At 36.3% G+C, this 18,285-nt stretch carries 20 protein-coding genes; 16 read left to right on the top strand and 4 right to left on the bottom strand.

The window, feature by feature from the left end; genetic code table 11:
• The first annotated feature begins 10 nt into the window (after positions 1-10).
• A complete protein-coding gene (locus tag ACFSUL_RS07430) occupies positions 11-502 on the top strand; it encodes a dihydrofolate reductase (protein WP_377934218.1) in 492 nt (163 codons plus the stop codon).
• A 234-nt stretch (positions 503-736) separates the two neighbouring features.
• Here ACFSUL_RS07430 and trhA read toward each other — a convergent pair whose 3' ends face one another.
• Entirely contained in the window at positions 737-1,375 is a 639-nt protein-coding gene (gene trhA / locus ACFSUL_RS07425; protein ID WP_377934096.1) for a PAQR family membrane homeostasis protein TrhA, read from the bottom strand.
• 253 nt (positions 1,376-1,628) lie between these two features.
• On the opposite strand from trhA, the gene ACFSUL_RS07420 reads away from it, so the two are divergent.
• Positions 1,629-1,880 carry a DUF2535 family protein gene (locus tag ACFSUL_RS07420; RefSeq protein ID WP_377934095.1) on the top strand — a complete coding sequence of 84 codons (252 nt, stop codon included), beginning with the start codon at positions 1,629-1,631 and terminating at the stop codon, positions 1,878-1,880.
• Positions 1,881-2,057: 177 nt separating this feature from the next.
• Positions 2,058-2,900: a DegV family protein gene (locus tag ACFSUL_RS07415; RefSeq protein WP_377934094.1), complete on the top strand. Its 843-nt coding sequence runs from the start codon at positions 2,058-2,060 to the stop codon at positions 2,898-2,900.
• A gap of 155 nt (positions 2,901-3,055) precedes the next feature.
• On the opposite strand, the gene ACFSUL_RS07410 is transcribed toward ACFSUL_RS07415, so the two are convergent.
• Positions 3,056-3,562: a PCYCGC motif-containing (lipo)protein gene (locus ACFSUL_RS07410; protein ID WP_377934093.1), complete on the bottom strand. Its 507-nt coding sequence runs from the start codon at positions 3,560-3,562 to the stop codon at positions 3,056-3,058.
• Between the two features lie 170 nt (positions 3,563-3,732).
• Here ACFSUL_RS07410 and ACFSUL_RS07405 point away from each other — a divergent pair, with 170 nt between their 5' ends.
• The 3 genes from ACFSUL_RS07405 (at position 3,733) to ACFSUL_RS07395 (ending at position 6,273) form a co-directional block, all read left to right on the top strand.
• A complete protein-coding gene (locus tag ACFSUL_RS07405) occupies positions 3,733-4,701 on the top strand; it encodes a nucleoside hydrolase (protein WP_377934091.1) in 969 nt (322 codons plus the stop codon).
• Between the two features lie 155 nt (positions 4,702-4,856).
• The gene (locus tag ACFSUL_RS07400; protein WP_377934089.1) at positions 4,857-5,681 is read left to right on the top strand and encodes an SGNH/GDSL hydrolase family protein; all 825 of its coding nucleotides are present in this window, start codon (positions 4,857-4,859) and stop codon (positions 5,679-5,681) included.
• A 1-nt stretch (position 5,682) separates the two neighbouring features.
• Positions 5,683-6,273, top strand: coding sequence for a YpmS family protein (locus tag ACFSUL_RS07395; protein ID WP_377934087.1), 591 nt, complete (start codon positions 5,683-5,685; stop codon positions 6,271-6,273).
• Between the two features lie 59 nt (positions 6,274-6,332).
• On the opposite strand, the gene ACFSUL_RS07390 is transcribed toward ACFSUL_RS07395, so the two are convergent.
• A complete protein-coding gene (locus tag ACFSUL_RS07390) occupies positions 6,333-7,076 on the bottom strand; it encodes a DUF4397 domain-containing protein (protein WP_377934085.1) in 744 nt (247 codons plus the stop codon).
• 299 nt (positions 7,077-7,375) lie between these two features.
• Between ACFSUL_RS07390 and rsgA the strand changes: the two genes are divergently transcribed.
• From rsgA to ACFSUL_RS07365, 5 genes are all read left to right on the top strand, one after another.
• Entirely contained in the window at positions 7,376-8,455 is a 1,080-nt protein-coding gene (gene rsgA / locus ACFSUL_RS07385; protein WP_377934083.1) for a ribosome small subunit-dependent GTPase A, read from the top strand.
• 397 nt (positions 8,456-8,852) lie between these two features.
• Positions 8,853-9,344 carry a peptide-methionine (S)-S-oxide reductase MsrA gene (msrA, locus tag ACFSUL_RS07380; protein ID WP_377934216.1) on the top strand — a complete coding sequence of 164 codons (492 nt, stop codon included), beginning with the start codon at positions 8,853-8,855 and terminating at the stop codon, positions 9,342-9,344.
• Positions 9,334-9,771 (top strand): peptide-methionine (R)-S-oxide reductase MsrB, encoded by a 438-nt coding sequence (msrB, locus tag ACFSUL_RS07375; RefSeq protein ID WP_377934081.1) that lies wholly within the window; start codon positions 9,334-9,336, stop codon positions 9,769-9,771. The genes msrA and msrB overlap by 11 nt, the downstream gene beginning before the upstream one ends.
• 100 nt (positions 9,772-9,871) lie before the next feature.
• Positions 9,872-10,372 (top strand): PTS sugar transporter subunit IIA, encoded by a 501-nt coding sequence (locus ACFSUL_RS07370; protein WP_377934079.1) that lies wholly within the window; start codon positions 9,872-9,874, stop codon positions 10,370-10,372.
• Positions 10,373-10,584: 212 nt separating this feature from the next.
• A complete protein-coding gene (locus ACFSUL_RS07365; RefSeq protein ID WP_377934077.1) occupies positions 10,585-10,728 on the top strand; it encodes a YjcZ family sporulation protein in 144 nt (47 codons plus the stop codon).
• A gap of 346 nt (positions 10,729-11,074) precedes the next feature.
• Here ACFSUL_RS07365 and ACFSUL_RS07360 read toward each other — a convergent pair whose 3' ends face one another.
• A complete protein-coding gene (locus ACFSUL_RS07360; RefSeq protein ID WP_377934075.1) occupies positions 11,075-12,865 on the bottom strand; it encodes a methyl-accepting chemotaxis protein in 1,791 nt (596 codons plus the stop codon).
• A 408-nt stretch (positions 12,866-13,273) separates the two neighbouring features.
• Here ACFSUL_RS07360 and ACFSUL_RS07355 point away from each other — a divergent pair, with 408 nt between their 5' ends.
• The 5 genes from ACFSUL_RS07355 to ablB all read left to right on the top strand — a co-directional run bounded on the left by ACFSUL_RS07355 (position 13,274) and on the right by ablB (position 18,274).
• Positions 13,274-14,605: an aspartate aminotransferase family protein gene (locus tag ACFSUL_RS07355; protein WP_377934073.1), complete on the top strand. Its 1,332-nt coding sequence runs from the start codon at positions 13,274-13,276 to the stop codon at positions 14,603-14,605.
• Positions 14,598-15,296 (top strand): 3-oxoacid CoA-transferase subunit A, encoded by a 699-nt coding sequence (locus ACFSUL_RS07350; RefSeq protein WP_377934071.1) that lies wholly within the window; start codon positions 14,598-14,600, stop codon positions 15,294-15,296. The genes ACFSUL_RS07355 and ACFSUL_RS07350 overlap by 8 nt, the downstream gene beginning before the upstream one ends.
• Positions 15,275-15,937: a 3-oxoacid CoA-transferase subunit B gene (locus ACFSUL_RS07345; protein ID WP_377934069.1), complete on the top strand. Its 663-nt coding sequence runs from the start codon at positions 15,275-15,277 to the stop codon at positions 15,935-15,937. Before ACFSUL_RS07350 ends, ACFSUL_RS07345 begins: the two co-directional genes overlap by 22 nt.
• Before the next feature lie 75 nt (positions 15,938-16,012).
• Positions 16,013-17,281: a peptidase gene (locus tag ACFSUL_RS07340; RefSeq protein ID WP_377934067.1), complete on the top strand. Its 1,269-nt coding sequence runs from the start codon at positions 16,013-16,015 to the stop codon at positions 17,279-17,281.
• 147 nt (positions 17,282-17,428) lie between these two features.
• Entirely contained in the window at positions 17,429-18,274 is an 846-nt protein-coding gene (ablB, locus tag ACFSUL_RS07335; RefSeq protein WP_377934065.1) for a putative beta-lysine N-acetyltransferase, read from the top strand.
• Positions 18,275-18,285: the final 11 nt, after the last annotated feature.

The raw sequence follows: 18,285 nt of genomic DNA, 5'->3' as shown, positions 1-18,285 counted from the left end.
GTGTTATATAATAGTGATCTCTTTTATCGTAGCAATGGATAAAAACGGTGTAATCGGAAAAGACAATAAACTACCTTGGCATTTGCCTGCAGATTTAAAGTTTTTTAAAAATACAACAATGGGTCATGGAATTGTAATGGGAAGAAAAACATATGAATCAATTGGAAAACCGTTGCCGGGTCGCGAGAATATCATTTTAACAAGAGATTATTCTTATAAAGCGGATGGTTGCATTGTTTTCCATAGCGTAGAGGATATTCTTCATTATGCGGAAGATAAAAATGTGGAAACATTCATCACAGGTGGAGAGGAAGTCTTTAAGCTTTTTATTCCGTCTGTGGATAAGCTTTATGTGACTAAAATTGATCATGAATTTGAGGGGGATACTTTTTTCCCTTCATTAAATTGGGATGATTTCACTTTAGTGTCATCTGAACAAGGTATTCAAGATGAAAAAAACCGTTATAATTATAAATTTGAAGTATATGAAAAAAATAATTAAAAAAAGAGACTGAACAGGTTCGAGTTTCCTGTTCAGTCTCTTCGTGTAACTGGTAAGAATAGAATAACTTATTGATGTATGGATTATTCATATATTGAAGCATTGGAGCGGTGTTGTCTAGTTCCAGCGCCTAGCTTGCTGTGAAAAAGAGAATTCCCTCAAAAGGCAAAGAACGCCTTGTGAGGGAATCCCTATTTTCTTCACAAGCTGACCGAGCCGCTTGCGCTTTTATTATTACACATAAAATAAAACGCAAAAATACATAAACCCACTACCAGCAAGGACAAAGAGATGCCAAATTGCATGATTGTATGGAAGCTTATTCCACACATAAAAAATTGCTCCGATGCTATATAAAATTCCCCCTGTTAGCAGCAATCCAAATCCTGCTCCAGATAGGCTTAAGTAGAGAGGCTTAATAGCGATAATGACAAGCCAGCCCATTATTACGTAAAATAGCGTAGATACAATTTGATAACGTTGAACAAAATAGCACTTAAAGACAATACCGATAATGGCTAGCCCCCAAATGATACCGAATAATGTCCACCCAAGCGTGTTTCGTAAGGATACAAGCATAAGCGGTGTATACGTTCCTGCAATTAACACGTAAATGGCGGAATGATCTAGAATCGCAAATATATTTTTCGCTTTTGAAGGCTTAAAGCTGTGAAGCATTGTTGAAAATAAGTAGAGAAGGGTCATAGAAACCCCAAAAACCGTGAAACTGACTATATGCCAAGCCGTTCCTCTTTCTACAGCAAAAATAATCAACATAACTAAAGCAGGGATACTAAGGAGAAAGCCAATCCCATGTGTAATCGCATTGGCAATTTCCTCTTTCCAGTTTGAATAATCAAAATCATATGTCAATATTTTTCACCTCTTTTATCTAACCGTTTTTCATATTACGATACTTTCTGTTTTCATCATAATTCTTTCCTGTTAAATGTGCAAACATTAGTGGGGTAAAGTACTAAAGAATATGCAGAAATTCACCTGGAAGTAAGTTTGTTAAATGTGTTTAAGAATCAAGATAGAAATAAATATTTTTTATAAAATAACATCCTTGGTATGGACGGTAAGGTATAATAGATACAAACGGGTGAAAAAGAGGATTGATACTTTGTTGACAAAAACGATTGAGTTCAAATCAAAGTATGGAAGAAAGATTAAAATCTCAGAGGTTCCAGTATTGGAGGAAGATAGTCCGCTCTATTTTAATGTAAATACTCATCTTCAACTTTTCTTATCCCAAGTAGTAAAATCAAAAGAGAACAAAACGAATTATTGTTTTAGAGATTATCTAAAACGAACACTAAAATGGAAAGAGTTCGAAAAAATTTACTTTCCAAAAGAGTTAAAAAGTAATGCATAGTATGTATGGAAAGAGCCATAAATAGGCTCTTTTTTTTATAGTGGAATTTAACTAGTCTTGAACGTTAAGATGATTGAATCTCTTTCCTATTTGTTTTTGTGAATAGTACCTTAGCTATTTAAATCGCTTCCAATAAACGATATAATACTATTGAAATGGTAGATAGGATGTGGCTTAATGACAAATGTTAAAATTGTAACAGACTCAACAGTTGACTTATCTGAAGAGGTATTGAATGAATATGGAATTACGGTAGTTCCTCTATCTATTTCAATTGATGGAGAAACTTTTTTAGATAGAGTGGATCTTTCACCAAAGAGCTTCCTAGAAAAGATGAAGGTATCTAACCAATTACCGAAAAGTTCTCAACCTTCTGCTGGTACGTTTTTAGAGGTGTACGATGAGTTAGGGCAGGACGGTGCACAAGTAGTATCGATACATATGACGGGAAGTATGAGTGGGACAGTACGTTCAGCTGAATCAGCAGCAGAAATGTCATCAGCAGATGTTACGGTTGTTGATTCTAGATATATTTCTAAGGGGTTGGCATTCCAAGTAATAGAAGCGGCAAAGTTTGCTAAAGAGGGAAAGGGTCTAGAAGACATTGTCAGCCGTTTAGATGAGATTCGTCAGGCTACTAAATTGTTTGTTGTTGTGGATACATTGGACAATCTAGTAAAAGGCGGAAGGATTGGAAAGGGAAAAGCACTTATCGGTTCCCTTTTAAATATTAAACCAATCGCTTCGTTAGCAAATGGGGAGTATACACCGGTATCGAAAGCTCGAAATCATTCTCAAGTTGTTAAATATCTTACAGCCCAATTTATAGAGGATGTAAAAGGGAAAACGATTCGAGGCGTTGGCTTAGTACACGCTGACGGTCATGAACTCGCATCTAAATTAAAGAAAAGAATAATTGAACTGACAGGATATAGTGATATAGATATTCAAGTAACAACACCAATTATTAGTACACATACGGGGATAGGTGCTATAGGGTTTATGTACTACGCTGAGTAGAAGACATAAGAGGAAATGTTGAAACAAAGACGACTAGTTTCACAAATATAAATATTTCCGAACACGCAAAAAAAGATGGCAGAAGCATTTAAGCTTCCACCATCTTTTTTTGTCGTCTAGCTCCAATGGCTAGAGACTTGCGCATTTATTCTTCATTATGCAGGCATAGGAGTGGGCGTTGGTTTTGCATAGCCTTCACTATAATTTTTATCAATATAATTTCGAATATTTTTTATTGATTCTCCTTTCTCATACATAATAATAGATTCAGCGGCTATTTCTAAACAAGCCTGACATTTTGTTCCGTGATCGTCCCATATAATTTCTTCATCTGTTTTTTTGTGGACAAAGCAATCGAAATTATTTTTATGCCCTACGGAGTCACCACATCCGCAATAACATGGGATAAATTCTAACAATTCTTCATGTTCTGCTGCCTGAGAATAAACTAGGTTGATATTTTCATCTTTATCATTCAAAAAAGATGGTAATGTTTCTATCGATTTTGTTTCTTCACGAATATCTCCATGGGCAGTCGTTTGATGGTTATGTGATGATTCCTGCTCTGTTGTATGTGAATTTTCTTGTTCAGTCGAACAGCCCGTTGTCAATACTAATAAGCTTAAAATAGCTGAAAAATATACGAATTTATTCCTTTTCATTCTGTCACCGTACCTTTATCTTTTTTTATACTAGCCTATCATAATTAAATTAAAAGTCAGCGTATTTTAGAAAAAGTACGGATTTTGTAACAAGTAAAAATATGCAAATATTTCAAGGTATTGGGATTTATAGTCTGATGTTTCATATATTAGAATAGAGGGGGGATAAAATGCCGAAAAAGAAAGTGCTGTTTATATCGGATTTCGGTATTGATGATGCAATCGCAGTAATATACGGGTACTATCACGAAGAAATTGAAATTGTTGGTTTTGTTTCCGATTACGGTAATGTTTCAAAAGAGAATGCATTACGAAATGTGAGATATCTTCAGCAAGTAACGGGAATCACCGATATCCCAATTATTGGAGGGGCAACGTCTGCTTTAACTGGACAAAAGCCAGTGTATTATCCTGAAGTTCATGGAGAGGTAGGCTTAGGCCCTTTAGTACCGGATAATTCATATAGTAACGGTACAATCAGTGAGAATTTTTATGAAGTAAATGAAATAATTAATAAATACGAAGGTGAAATATCCGTTTTTTCCGCTGGCCGTTTATCTTCTCTAGCCACGGCATTTATATTGTATCCAGATACAATGAAAAAGGTAAAAGAATTTTTTGTTATGGGTGGTGCATTTAACGTACCAGGAAACATTACACCTTTAGCAGAAGCGAACTTTTATAGTGATCCTTATGCTGTAAATTTGCTAGTTCAACTTGCACCCAAAAAAGTCCATATTATTCCCCTTGATGTCACGCAGTCTGCTATCCTAACTCCAGAAATGATAAATATTCTTGATAAACATTTTCAAGAAAGTAATGATAAAATTGGTCAAATAATCAAGCCGATGGCCGACTATTATTATAAGTTTTATAAAACGACGTATCCTGCAATTTCAGGAGGTCCGTTGCATGATTTATTTGCACTTTGGGCTTTAGCAGACGGACAAAAAGTGGAGTATGAAGAAGTCCCGATTAAGATTTCCATAAGTCCAGGGAGTACTTTTGGTCAGAGTGCAGGAGATTTTCGTAAATCCCCTGAAAAGGCTGATTGGCCAATCCATAAAGTCGCCATGAGATTTAACTACCAGCAATTTATTAAGGAAGTTTTTGCTACTTTACGTTCGGGTACCGATTAAATTAGTTTTTTAAAGAATCCTTCACAAATGATGTCTAACCTTCTCCATTAGAACGGATCTTTATCTTTTTTAAATATAAATTGCAGTATTTACATATGTTCTATAAAAGTCTGTGCGTGCTATAATAGAGGAAATGTTCAAGCGAGGTGGTTAGAATGAAAAAATTAATTATTTCCCTCTTCGCTTTTGTTTTTCTATTGTCAGGGTGTTCCATTGATAAACCGGCAGAGCATGTTACGAGAGAAATAACAACAGAGGATAAAGCAGAGCCTGTTACTACATTTATTCCGAAAACACTAAAGGTGGTTTCGGTTGGTGATTCCTTAACGCAAGGTGTAGGAGATAGTACGAAAAGCGGTGGCTATGTTCCATATTTAGAGGAGCAATTAGAAACTCTAAAAGGAATAAAAGATGCTGAGTTTGAAAATTATGGTGTCCGAGGTAATCGTACAGAACAACTCCTTAAACGCTTAAAGGCAGAAGAAGTGAAAAAGTCTATACAACAATCTGATATCGTTATGATTACTATCGGTGGAAATGATGTTATGAAGGTTTTTCGTGAAAATTTGTCTAATCTGAATGTTGCTGTTTTTCAAGATGAGATGCTTGATTATGAAAGTAAAATGAAGGAAATTATCGAAACTATTAGGGACTATAATAATGAAGCAGGAATTGTGTTGGTTGGACTCTACAATCCTTTCAATACGTGGTTTTCGGACATCCAGGAAGTCAACGAAATAATAAAGTCTTGGAATAATGCAAGTTCTAGAATTCTTTCTGCTTATGAAAGGTCTGTTTTTGTCCCAGTAGATGATATTTTTGCAGATAGCGGGAATTCATTATTATACGAAGATTACTTTCATCCCAATGATAAAGGCTATGAAAAAATGGCGGATAGAATGTTTGAAGTGCTGACAAATGGGGAAACATTAGCTACGTTAACAAAAGGAGAGTTTTTGATAGAAGAAGAGGGGCAATAGTATGAAGAATAAATGGAAAGCGGGTTTTTTTGTTCTATTAGGTAGCGTGTTGTTTGTCGTAATTATTCTGGTTGTGATGATTATGGCACCTGTAGAAGATGACAACCTACCTACTGATAAACCGAAAATAGGGGAGGAGGTTGGTTTTGAAATCAATACAAATAAAAAGGACCTAAATCGAATTATCCAACATTATATTCAAGAAGAAGGATTGGCGGGGCCAATAGATTATAGTGTTCATTTAAATGATGAAGTGGAATTAGATGGATCTGTACCGGTATTTACGAGTAACTTAGATTTTAAATTAACATTTGAACCGCAGGCACTTGAAAATGGGGATGTATTGTTAAAACAAAAATCTATTTCCGTCGGAGCGTTGGATCTTCCCGTAACATATGTGTTAAAAGTAGTAAGGGACTCGTACAATTTTCCTGAATGGGTGAAAATTCAGCCTAAAAAAGAACAAATTTACGTATCATTACAAGAGATGGAATTAAAAAGTGATTTTAAAGTTAGGGCAAATGAGTTTAACTTACAAGAGGATAGAATTTCGTTCGATCTTCTTGTACCTGTAACAGATAATGCGGAATAGGACAAAGGCAATCGGTTATAAGCACCGATTGCCTTTTCATCTTTCTAAGTGGATTCATTTTATCCTTCCAGTAATAAAGCATCTAATTCAGGCTTACCGCTTGCCATTCCTAGAGCAATAATCGTATAGGTCTTATTTGGTTGGAGTTTCATATTAGGAAGATTCAACACGATATTGCTGCTACCTGCAACCCGTGCCTCTAAATTAACGGTCATAGGTGTTAGGGCTAAATAATCAGTTGCTTCTTTGTAAGATGTATTTGGAAAAATGACATCTCCTTTTTTTACGGCAATATCTACAGCAGGAGCATCAGGAGAGAGATGAATAAACTTTATTTTTGTTTCTCCATTCGGTACAACGGGATCATGAGGATATGATAATAATTGAAGTTTATTTCGAGATCCGACAGCGGCAAAAGTATAAACTTTACCAGGCTCTACCGTGATTTTCTTGCTAATAATAGTTGTGACGCTACTCGCAGCGGGGTAAATATCAATATGATACTTGCCAGCAGGAAGTGTTAAGTAATCACTTATGTCTTTGAAAGCCACATTTTTTAATACTCTATTTGCATTGATATAAATATCAACATTAGAGACGTCAGGTACGGCATGTAAAAAGCGGATATAGGAAGGTTGATTTTCTCTCTCTCTATCAGCTCTACCTACTTCCATCGCTTTTCTCATGTATTTTAAGTGTTTCCTATAATACAGAACGTGTAAGTCAGGGTGAGAATATTTATAATAGTTTCCAAGTAAATCATACATAGCTGCTTTATTTAAATAAGCCTCTTGGTTTTTCATTATCTTCTCTCCTAAATATTTTTTGAACATAATACTTTATGCTTTAGGACAAAAATAGGTGAAGAACCTAATTTTTGAAAAATTCCCATTTTATTGTTGATAATTCTTCCGTTTTAGGAGATAATAATATTATTAAAACAGAAAGTAGGTGGTCACTATGAAAAAAATTAAGTATTGTATCTTCAGTAAATGTCGATGTTTCTTATTTTTACACGATCACCAACTTTATTCGGAAGTAAGTTTTTAAAAGTGTCCTTTTTAAAAATCTTAAATCCATTGGTCGTGTAGAAATACAGCCAATGGATTTTTTATTTTTAGGAGGAAAACAATTGACTAGTAATAATAAAAAAATATTTCAAGCAATAGAAGAAAGTTTTAAAGATCAAAAGGTTTCAACTAACTCTAAAATCGGAAGGGTTATAACGGAACAAAAAGGATCCTATTTAGTGAGGGCAGAAGAAGAGGAAGTTATCGCTAAAATTTCAGGGAAACTACGATATGAAACGATGGCTAGGGAAGATCTTCCTGCTGTTGGGGATTGGGTGTTTTTTAAAGAAGATGGCGGTATTATCGAATCGGTATTGCCACGAACAAGTAAATTTTCAAGGAAAAAAGCCGGATTAGAAGCAGAAGAACAAATTATTGCTTCAAATATTGACTATGTATTTATTTTAACTTCGCTTAATGATGATCTAAATGTGAATAGGATAGAACGATATTTATTACTTTGCTGGGAAAGTGGAGCTACTCCCATTGTTGTTCTAACGAAGGCTGACTTATGCTTAAATGTTGAGAAGAAAAAAGCGGAAGTGGAAAACATGTTAATGGGCGTAAAGGTTTTTTGTATAAGTACGGTTGAGAGAGACGGGATTGATGAACTAGAACCATACTTAGGAGAAGGAAAAACAATTGCACTTGTTGGCTCCTCTGGAGTAGGTAAATCGACCTTTATCAATCATTTACTTGGTAGTGATATGCAGAAGACAAATGACGTAAGAGATTCTGATGCAAAAGGTAAACATACAACGACTTACAGACAGTTGTTTTATCTTGAAAATGGATGTGCTGTCATTGACACACCTGGAATGAGAGAAATCCAACTATGGCAAGGAGAAGATGGGCTTTCTACTCAATTTGAAGACATTGAGGAATTGGCATTAGGGTGTAGGTTTACAGATTGTGAACATTATTCTGAACCAGGCTGTAAGGTACAAGAAGCAATAAGGGAGGAGATAGTTACAGAATCCCGATTAGAAAATTACCGAAAACTTCAAAGAGAAGTAGCCTATATGGAAAGGAAAGGCGATAAGCGGTTGCAGTCTTTGGAACGAAAAAAATGGAAGAAGCGTGCTCAAAGCAGGAAAGTAAAACAGGAATAAAACCATGTTGCATTGGAGCAACCTACAAAATAACAGTAACCATTAAGAAGAGGAGCTTGGCCACCTTGCCTTGCTTTTCTCTTTTTATATTTGAACATTTGAATTTTAATAACTAATAAAAATTTCTTGCTATCGTCTAATTTGAACTTAAGGACAAATCCCGAGACAGTTTAGTTTACCAAATTGGGTCGTATGCGTTAAAATCTGCCATAAAGGGGATATTGTTATGGAAGTATAAGTTTAAGTGAATTTTGTTTGTGAATAATGCTTTTTTTTAATGTTGTTTACTTTTGAAAAGAGTTTTACAGAGGTACTAGTCGAATGTAAAGGAGTGAAAGGTTTGGCTAAATCATCTAACTTACAAAATGCGACCTTTGCGGGAGGTTGTTTCTGGTGTATGGTGAAACCGTTCGATGAACAAAAAGGAATAGAAAGTGTTGTATCAGGCTATACAGGCGGAACAGTGAAAAACCCTACTTATCAGCAAGTTTGTTCCGAAACAACGGGTCATTATGAAGCTGTGCAAATTACATACAATCCTGAGATTTACCCATATGAAAAATTACTTGAAATCTTCTGGCAGCAAATTGATCCCACAGATGCAGGAGGACAATTTTTTGATAGGGGACAGTCCTATCAAACAGTAATTTTTTATCACAATGAAGAGCAAAAAGATAAAGCAGAGAGATCAAAACAGGAATTAGAAGAAAGTGGGAAGTTTTCAAAGCCGATTGTAACGAAGATCTTACCTGCGAAGGAATTTTATCCTGCTGAAGAATATCATCAAGATTATTATAAAAAAAATCCTGTTCACTATGAACGTTATAGTATTGGTTCAGGAAGAAAAGCTTTTATCAATAATAATTGGGGGAATAAACGTGAAAAATAATAAGGAAGAGTTAAAGAATAGATTAACGCCCGCTCAATATGAAGTGACGCAAAATAATGGAACAGAGCCGCCATTTCGCAATGAATATTGGGATACATTTGAAGATGGAATATATGTAGACATCGTATCGGGGAAACCGTTATTCAGCAGTACAGACAAGTATGATGCTGGATGCGGTTGGCCTAGTTTTACGAAGCCAATTGATGAAGATGATGAAATACAGGAAAAAGAAGATAGAAGTCATTTTATGGTGCGAACAGAGGTACGGAGCAAAACAGCTGATTCTCATTTAGGACATGTATTTGATGATGGACCTGGCCCTTCCAAACTTCGTTATTGTATTAATTCTGCTGCCCTTCGATTTATCCCGAAAGAAAAGTTAGAAGAGGAAGGTTATGGAAAATATACACAGTTATTTCAAAAGTAACAATTGAGTGTGAATTCCTGTACATATATGCTAGAATGACTACTTGAATGTTTAAAGAAAACTACATCTGTGTATATAGTTAATAGGAAGGTGAAGAGAAATGTTAAAAAAACTATTTGGAAAAAAAGAAAAAGCTCCCAAAACAATTGCTATTCATGCACCTCTTACAGGTACGCTAAAATCTTTAGAGGAAGTTCCAGATCCAGTCTTTTCCCAAAAAATGATGGGGGATGGGGTTGCGATTGAACCGACTGTAGGTAAAGTGGTATCACCTGTGGAAGGGGAAGTCATGCAAGTATTCCCAACCAAGCATGCAGTCGGAATAAAAGCAAAAAATGGTGCGGAAATTCTTATTCATATTGGTCTTGAAACTGTATCGATGGAAGGGGGAGGGTTTGAAGCACATGTTTCGGAAGGCAAAAAAGTTAATGTCGGAGAAACACTTATAACGTATGATTTAGATCTTGTTAAAGAAAAAGCCAAAAGTACGATTACTCCTATTCTTATAACAAATGGTGATAACATGGGAGAGTTAGTGAAAAAAGATGCCTCAGCTGTTACAGCTGGACAAGAAGAAGTGTTAGAAATTTCTTCAAAATAAAGGTAAAACGCATGAATATAAAATTTCATGCGTTTTTTTTATATAAACTTACATCTAATATTTTTCTAATCGGAATAAATTCATCTACATATGTTCAACTCAAAACAATTTGAAAAGTGGATGCTGTAAGAAATGGGCGAATACACAAACACTTTATAGGTGATTGACATACCGTAACAGTGTAGAGGAAATAATTTCGAGGAGGAATATGTATGTATGGATATGACCAATGTTGCTATCAAGGGGGATATGGTTACCCAGTAGCTGGTGTATCAACTAACAATAGCTTTGCGTTAATCGTTGTGCTGTTTATTCTTTTAATAATTATTGGTGCAGTGTGCTATAGCGGCAAATAATAATGAGAAGTAAAACTTCAATCAGTGAGGAGAATGTAATCCTCACTGGTTTTTTTAATTTTTTGCGATATAGTTTTAGCCCCTGACTAGGCTAGATACCACTTTTTTCTAGCCTCAGCATCTAGCCTCGCTGTGAAAAAGATGCTTCCCCCCTAAAGGAAAAAACGCCTTTTAGGGGAATCCCTATTTTCTTCACGAGCTAACCAAGCCGTTTCCGCTTTCCCTGTCTAGCTCCAACGGCTAGCTCGCTGTGAAAAAGATGCTTTCCCCCTAAAGGCAAAGAACGCCTTTTGAGGGAAAGCCCTATTTTTTTCACGAGTTAATCAAGCCGTTTCCGCTTTCCTTGCTACATTTTAAAATTAGATACTAATGCACGTAGTTTTTCTGATTGTTGGGATAGCTCGGAGGCTGATGCTGTTACTTGTTCCATTGCTGCGGATCCTTCTTCGGATGCGGCTGCAGTTGATTCCGTGTTATGTGCTGTGTTTTCGGCAATTTCATTTACGTGAGCAAATGCAGAAGCAACATCTTGACTTAATTGTTGTGTTTGCTGAATATGATCAACCATTTCATTTACGACAACAGTTGTTTTCTCTGTTTGAGTTAAAATATCAGCGAGCGAGCTATTCGTTTCATTGGTAATTTCTACGCCCGAGATAACTTCTTGTACCCCTTCTGAATTTTGCTTAATAATAATATTAACCTCATTTTGAATCGAATGAACAATATTCGTAACTCCTTTGGCAGCTTGTTGAGATTGTTCTGCCAGCTTTCTTACTTCATCTGCGACAACGGCAAATCCACGGCCGTGCTCTCCTGCTCGAGCAGCTTCAATTGCTGCATTTAGTGCAAGGAGATTGGTTTGTTCGGCGATTTCTGTAATCGTTCCAATTATGGTTGTAATTTCTGATGATTTCTTTCCGAGTGCTTCAACAGTTTGGGTTGTATTAGACATCGTTTCTTCAATATGCATCATTTTCTTAGATGATGCTTGTACAGACTTTCCGCCTTTCTCAGCGACAGACTTCATTTGCTCAGTTGTTTGTTTTACTAATTCTGCTTGATTAAAAAGAAATGTAGCCGCTTCTTCTAGGCTGTTCATTTTATGTAGTGAGTTTGACATTTGAGTCGTTGTTTGCTCGCTGCCTGCAGCGATTTCGCTTGATGTTTCAGCAATAGAATTTATTGTTTTGGATGTTTCTTCAGCAGAAGCAAGTAATTCTTGACTGCTTGCTGATACATTTTCGGCCATTTCTGAAACTTGTCGGACTAAAATAGCGATTCCATCAATAAGTTGGTTCGTATCTTGTGCAAGTCCTGCCAACTCGTCTCTTGATTTAACATGGATACGCTTTGTTAAATCTCCGCCGGCATTTGCGATTTCAAGTATCGACTGACTAATTTTCCTAACGCTAGTACGAATGTTTCTTGAAAGAATGAAACCAAAGAATACCGCTAAGCCAACTGCTAGTATAGATAAACTAATTGTTGCAATTTTAGAGATAAAGACTTGTTGGTTTAAACTATCTATGCGAGTACCTATTTGTTGTTGCTGTTCTTCAACAATCATATCTACGTAGGAGCGAACCCCATCCATGTATTTTTCTCCAGTACCGGACTCTACAAGGAGGGAGGCTTTTTCGAGACCATCGTCTTTTCTCGTTTCAATTACTCGATCGACAAATTTAATCCAAAACCCATAATTTTGCTCTATTTTATTAATTTTATCCATTTGCTCTTCGCTTTTTTTAAAGTAGGTTTTTAAATCTTCCAAATTAGCTTCAATTTCACTTTTACCATTCGTATACGGTGCGAGAAATCCTGTAGCGCCTGTAATAACGAAAGCTTGTTGCCCGCTCTCTATTTCTAGAAGTAAATTAGATAAATTCTTTATCTTACTGTCGACGACCATTTCTCTTTCAATGAGATTATTAATCTCATTTTCTAACTTCATCATATTAAAATAAGATGTGGAAGCTAGCGACAATAAAACAATTGTTATAAGTCCAAATGAGAAGACAACTTTTCCACGAATTGTCCTAAAGTAAGAAAAAGGACCTGAATCTCTTTCACTATTATTCTTTACCTTTCTATCTTTTTTTCCTGTAATACTTCTTTTCTTCCCTTTGTTTAACATATAATTCCCCTCCGAATTGATGAAAAAACTAGCACTTTTGTAGTATCTTCACATTATTCTAACATTTTGTGATAAATTTTCCAGTAAATATAGGAATTTATGTCGAATTTTTAAGAATTTTAATAAAAGTCAGATGTGTAAACATCGGATTGATGAATGTAGTTAAAGTTCAATCTGGTATGTGTCGGTACGTCGAGTCAGGCCTAAATTAGTTAGATTATGCCTTAGTATTCCTAGGTATCTAAAAGGAGATTGATGCAGGGAATAATTAAATCCATACATCTTTCCACATTTGTCCACATCTTTTTTCTCTATAACGAAGAAAGATTCTTTTTTCAAAACATAAGATTAAAGAAGAACTAGTAATAAGGGTTATAAAGTAAGGGAATTGTTTTAGGGGGGGATCTTATGCCTCGTTCACATTTGATTAAGCCTTCTTTGGATGGTAGTTATCCAATAGTTGATTATGGGAAAGGTGTGTATGTTTACGACAAAGAAGGCAAGAAATACTTAGATGCTTCCTCCGGTGCTGTCACAGCAAATATCGGTCATGGTATGGAAGAGATTTTGCAGGCAATGGTGTATCAAGCAAAAAAGATTTCGTTTGTCTACCGTTCACAATTTAGTAGTGAGCCAGCGGAAGAACTTGCAGAGTGGTTGGATAAGAAAACGGGATATCCCTGGAGTTTTTTCGTGAACAGTGGTTCAGAGGCTGTGGAGACAGCGATTAAAATTGCTATTCAGCACTGGCAAGAAAAGGGGCAATCATCAAAAAGAAGAATACTATCTAGATGGTTAAGCTATCATGGCATCACGTTTGGAGCATTATCTGCTTCCGGTCATCCTCTTAGAAGGGAACGCTTTGATGCGCACATTGGAGATTGGCCGGTCATTGAACCACCATATTGTTATGAGTGCCCGTTTCAAGAAACTTACCCCGGATGTGGTTTGAAATGTGCAACCCAGCTAGAAACGATGATTAATAGGATAGGGAGTGATAATATTGCCGCTTTTATTGCGGAACCTATTGTTGGTGCTGCAGCCGGGGCGATTGCACCTCCTGATGAGTATTACAAAGTAATCAAAGATATATGTGTAAAGTACGATATATTATTTATTTCTGATGAAGTAATGACAGGATGTGGGAGAACAGGTACATTCCTTGCACTAGAGCAATGGGGAGTGGAAGCCGATATTGTCGCAATCGGAAAAGGATTGAGTGCCGGTTATAGTCCAATTGCCGCAACGCTTGCTTCTGATGCTGTGTTAGAGCCTATTGTTAACGGGAGCAAAGTCATCATGAGCGGTCATACATTTAGTGGGAATCCTTTGTCTAGTGCTGCAGCTCTTTCTGTATTAAAACTTATTGATTCAGAAGGGATTATTGACGCGGTAAAAGAAAAAGGGGACTATTTAACTAATCTTTTGAAAAAGCTACAAGACCAGTTTTCATTTGTCGGAGATATAAGGGGGAGAGGACTTCTTATAGGGGTGGAGTTTACTAGTAATGAAAGTATGGAAGTGGATGCTGCTTTTACTGCCACTATTGTGAAGAAAGCACAACAAAATGGGCTGCTTCTTTATCCTGCAGGAGCAGGTATTGACGGAAGAAAAGGGGCTGCTATCATCGTTGCACCTCCGCTAACTATTTCAAAATCAGAAATGGAAGAAATTCATTCGAAGCTGAAAATGGTCTTTACCCTTCTGAAAAAACAACAGGAGGAAAAAGAAGATGGCTAATACTATAAGTAAATTAGTATCCTATGAAGATATCAAACGTTATTTTCATCATGGTATGACGCTAATGTTCGGTGGATTTGGGGGAGTGGGTTCACCACCAACACTTATTAATCACATTTTACATTGGGGAATTAAAGATATTGCACTAATTGGAAATGATACTGGATTCCCACACATCGGTATAGGTCAGTTAGTTGCACAAAAGCGAGTAAAGAAACTGATTGCTTCCCATATCGGTTCTAATCCAATCGCTGGAAAGTTAATGGGCGAGGGAGAGTTAGAGGTTGAATTTTCTCCTCAAGGAATTCTTGCGGAAAGAATACGGGCAGGTGGTGTAGGCTTAGAGGGAATTGTAACAGATATTGGAGCAGAAGATCCGTTCCTTAATAAAGGAAAGCATGTAATCGAGCATAATGGAAAGAAAACACTACTTGAAACAGCTTTAACTGCTGAAGTAGGGATTATTTATGCGAAAAAAGCGGATTCAATTGGAAATCTAGTTTATGACAAGAGTGCCCGAAATACAAACCCTTTAGTAGCGATGGCAGCAGATATAACGATAGCGGAAGTCGATGAAATTGTACCATGTGGTGAATTAAATCCAGAAGAAATTATTACTTCAGGTGTTTTTGTTGACTATCTTGTTCTTTCGAAAGGAGTTGACTGGAAATGGGTTTGGGAAGCGACGTAAAAGGTAAAATGGCAAAAAGGGCAGCAAAAGAAGTGAAAGAAGGAATGATTGTGAATTTAGGAATTGGGATACCTTCGCTTGTCCCAAATTACATTCCATCTAATTTCTCTGTTACCTTTCATGCGGAGAACGGTATTATCGGTGTGGGAGCCGCACCAAAAGCAGGTTGCGAAGATGAGAATCTATGTAATGCAGGTGGCTATCCAGTCACATTAGATGTTGGTGGAAGTTATTGTGATAGTTCCACCGCCTTTGCCATGATTAGAAGGGGGAAGATTGACCTTACTGTTTTGGGAGCTTTGCAAGTCAGTGAACAAGGTGATCTTGCAAATTGGATTATTCCAGGGAAAAAGGTTCCCGGCATTGGTGGTGCAACAGAGCTTGCTGCTAAAGCAAAAAAAGTACTAATTGTAATGACACATGTTGATAAAAAGGGAAATAGCAAGCTTGTCAAAGATTGTACATTTCCATTAACCGCGGAAAAATGTGTTTCAAAAATTATTACGGATAGGGCAGTGTTTTCTTTTCATAATAATCATTTAATCTTAGAGGAAATTTTCCATCCATGGACGTTACAAAATATAAAAGAAGCAACAGAAGCCCGGTTTTCTATTAATTCCAACCTGTCTTTCATTAGCTAATATATTTCTTTTGACGAAAAAGTTAAGGTGAAATTCACTATTCAGTAAAGAAACAGGTACAAAGGTGGGAGTATCTTGACTATTAATAAATTGATACGTGAATGTATCCAAAAAAAACAATTATCAGCAAATAAGCTGCTTCAAAGACTTGTTCAAGAAGACAGTACAAGAGGAAATGAATATAAAGCCCAAGCCATTATTATTGAAAAATGTCGCGAATTAGGACTTCAATTGGATATATGGGATATTGAGGAAAAACAAGTGAAAAAGCATCCTTTTTATCGTTGTGACCGTGGGAATTTTGATGAAAACCCAAATGTCGTTGGTGTATTAAAAGGGAGTGGTGGAGGTAAATCACTCATCTTGAACGGTCACATTGATGTTGTACCTGAAGGCGATAGAAAGGATTGGAAAGTTGATCCATATAGCGGAAAAGTAGAGAATGGAAGGTTATATGGAAGAGGTGCAACAGATATGAAAGGTGGGACAGTTGCACTTCTTTTAGCAATAGAAGTTATGAAAGAATTAGAGATACCTTTAAAAGGAGATGTCCTATTTCAAAGTGTGATAGAAGAAGAGAGTGGAGGGACAGGGACGTTAGCCGCCTTACTTAGAGGTTATACAGCAGATGGAGCAATTATCCCAGAACCTACGAATTTAAAGGTGTTTCCAAAGCAGCAGGGAAGCATGTGGTTTAGAATTACCGTGAAAGGAAAAGCTGCTCACGGGGGTACAAGATATGAAGGTGTAAGCAGCATTGATAAAGCAATTACAATCGTCAACAGGCTACATGAGTTAGAGCAAATTAGAAATGCACGTATAACGGATGCGTTATTTGAGAGCATTCCGATTCCGGTACCAATTAATGTTGGAAAAATTCAAAGTGGGAAATGGCCTTCCTCTGTACCAGATATTGCCGTTATTGAAGGAAGAATAGGTGTCGCTCCTAATGAAGCATTAAAGGATGTCGAGCAGGAAATGGAACAATGGCTAGTAGAGACAGCTAAAACGGATAGTTGGTTTAAAGAAAACCCTGTAGAAATTGAATGGTTTGGTGGTAGGTGGCAACCGGGAGATTTAACTATCGATCACCCATTGATGACAACACTTTCAGATTGTTATCAAGAGGTTTTCGGAAAGGTCCCAGTTGTAGAAGCTTCTCCTTGGGGTACAGATGGAGGAATACTTTCAAAAGCGGGAAATATACCTGTACTTATATTCGGTCCAGGTACAACAGAAGTTGCCCATGATGCGAATGAGTATATTGAATTGCAGAAAATATATGAGGCAGCGGAGGTAATTGCATTAATGATTTATAACTGGTGCAATCAGGAAAAAGAGTAGAAAAGTATGATAAAAGACGCATAGGCCTCTTGCGTCTTTTTTACCTAATTTCATATAAATCCTTTCTTTTTCATAGGGTGTATAAAACAATCAGATATTAGAGTCTGCTCTAAGGAAGAAGGTTTCGAAATCAAAGGATGTGATGATATGCAAGTTTATGAGGACCACCAATTAGATAATGCTTCTTTACTTTTATACAAAGATGAATATAATCATAGAATGCGAGTGGATGATTATAGAGGAAATATAGCCAAGATTATCTCTTTTCTTAATGAGTTAAGTAGCAACCATAAGAAAATTGAAAAAATGATTATTAAGTCAAGAGGGGAACATGTAGAAGAGTTTTTAAAAAATGGTTATGTATTAGAAGCTATTGTAAGCGGTTACTTTACTGGAGACCCAGCATATCTTGTTAGCAAGTTTTTCACAAATGAGAGAAGAAATAGTTTGTTTTGGAAAAAGGAAGACGAAGTTTTAGGAAGTATACTTCATTTGAATAAGAAAAATGTAGAGCACAAATGTGAGAAGAGAATAAAAAGGGCTGATAAAAGTGATGCGAATTCTTTAGCTAAATTATATCAGCAAGTATTCAGTGTCTACCCGGTTCCATTGCATAAAGCAGAATATATAAAAAAAGCAATAGATGATGGAACGATTTTTTTGTATATAGAAGATAATGGAGAAATTATAAGTAGTGCCTCAGCAGAAATTAACATTCATTACCATAACGCAGAGCTTACTGATTGTGCCACACTGCCACAACATCGGAAGGGAGGTTATATGAAGCATCTACTTTCTGGATTGGAAGCACAACTAAAAGCAGAGCATATCTATTGTGCCTATACAATTGCGAGGGCTCTTTCTTATGGGATGAATGCTGCATTTTATCAGCTTGGATATGAGTATCAAGGCAGATTAGCAAACAACTGCTATATTTTTGACAAAATGGAGGATATGAATGTTTGGGTGAAAGATTTAAGTAAAAAACAATAAACCATTTAACA

Origin of the sequence: Bacillus seohaeanensis (genome assembly GCF_042684945.1) — a bacterium.
GTDB classification, from domain to species: domain Bacteria; phylum Bacillota; class Bacilli; order Bacillales; family Bacillaceae_B; genus Rossellomorea; species Rossellomorea seohaeanensis.
Note: the sequence above shows the minus strand (reverse complement) of the source record. Positions and strands in the feature narration are given on the sequence as shown.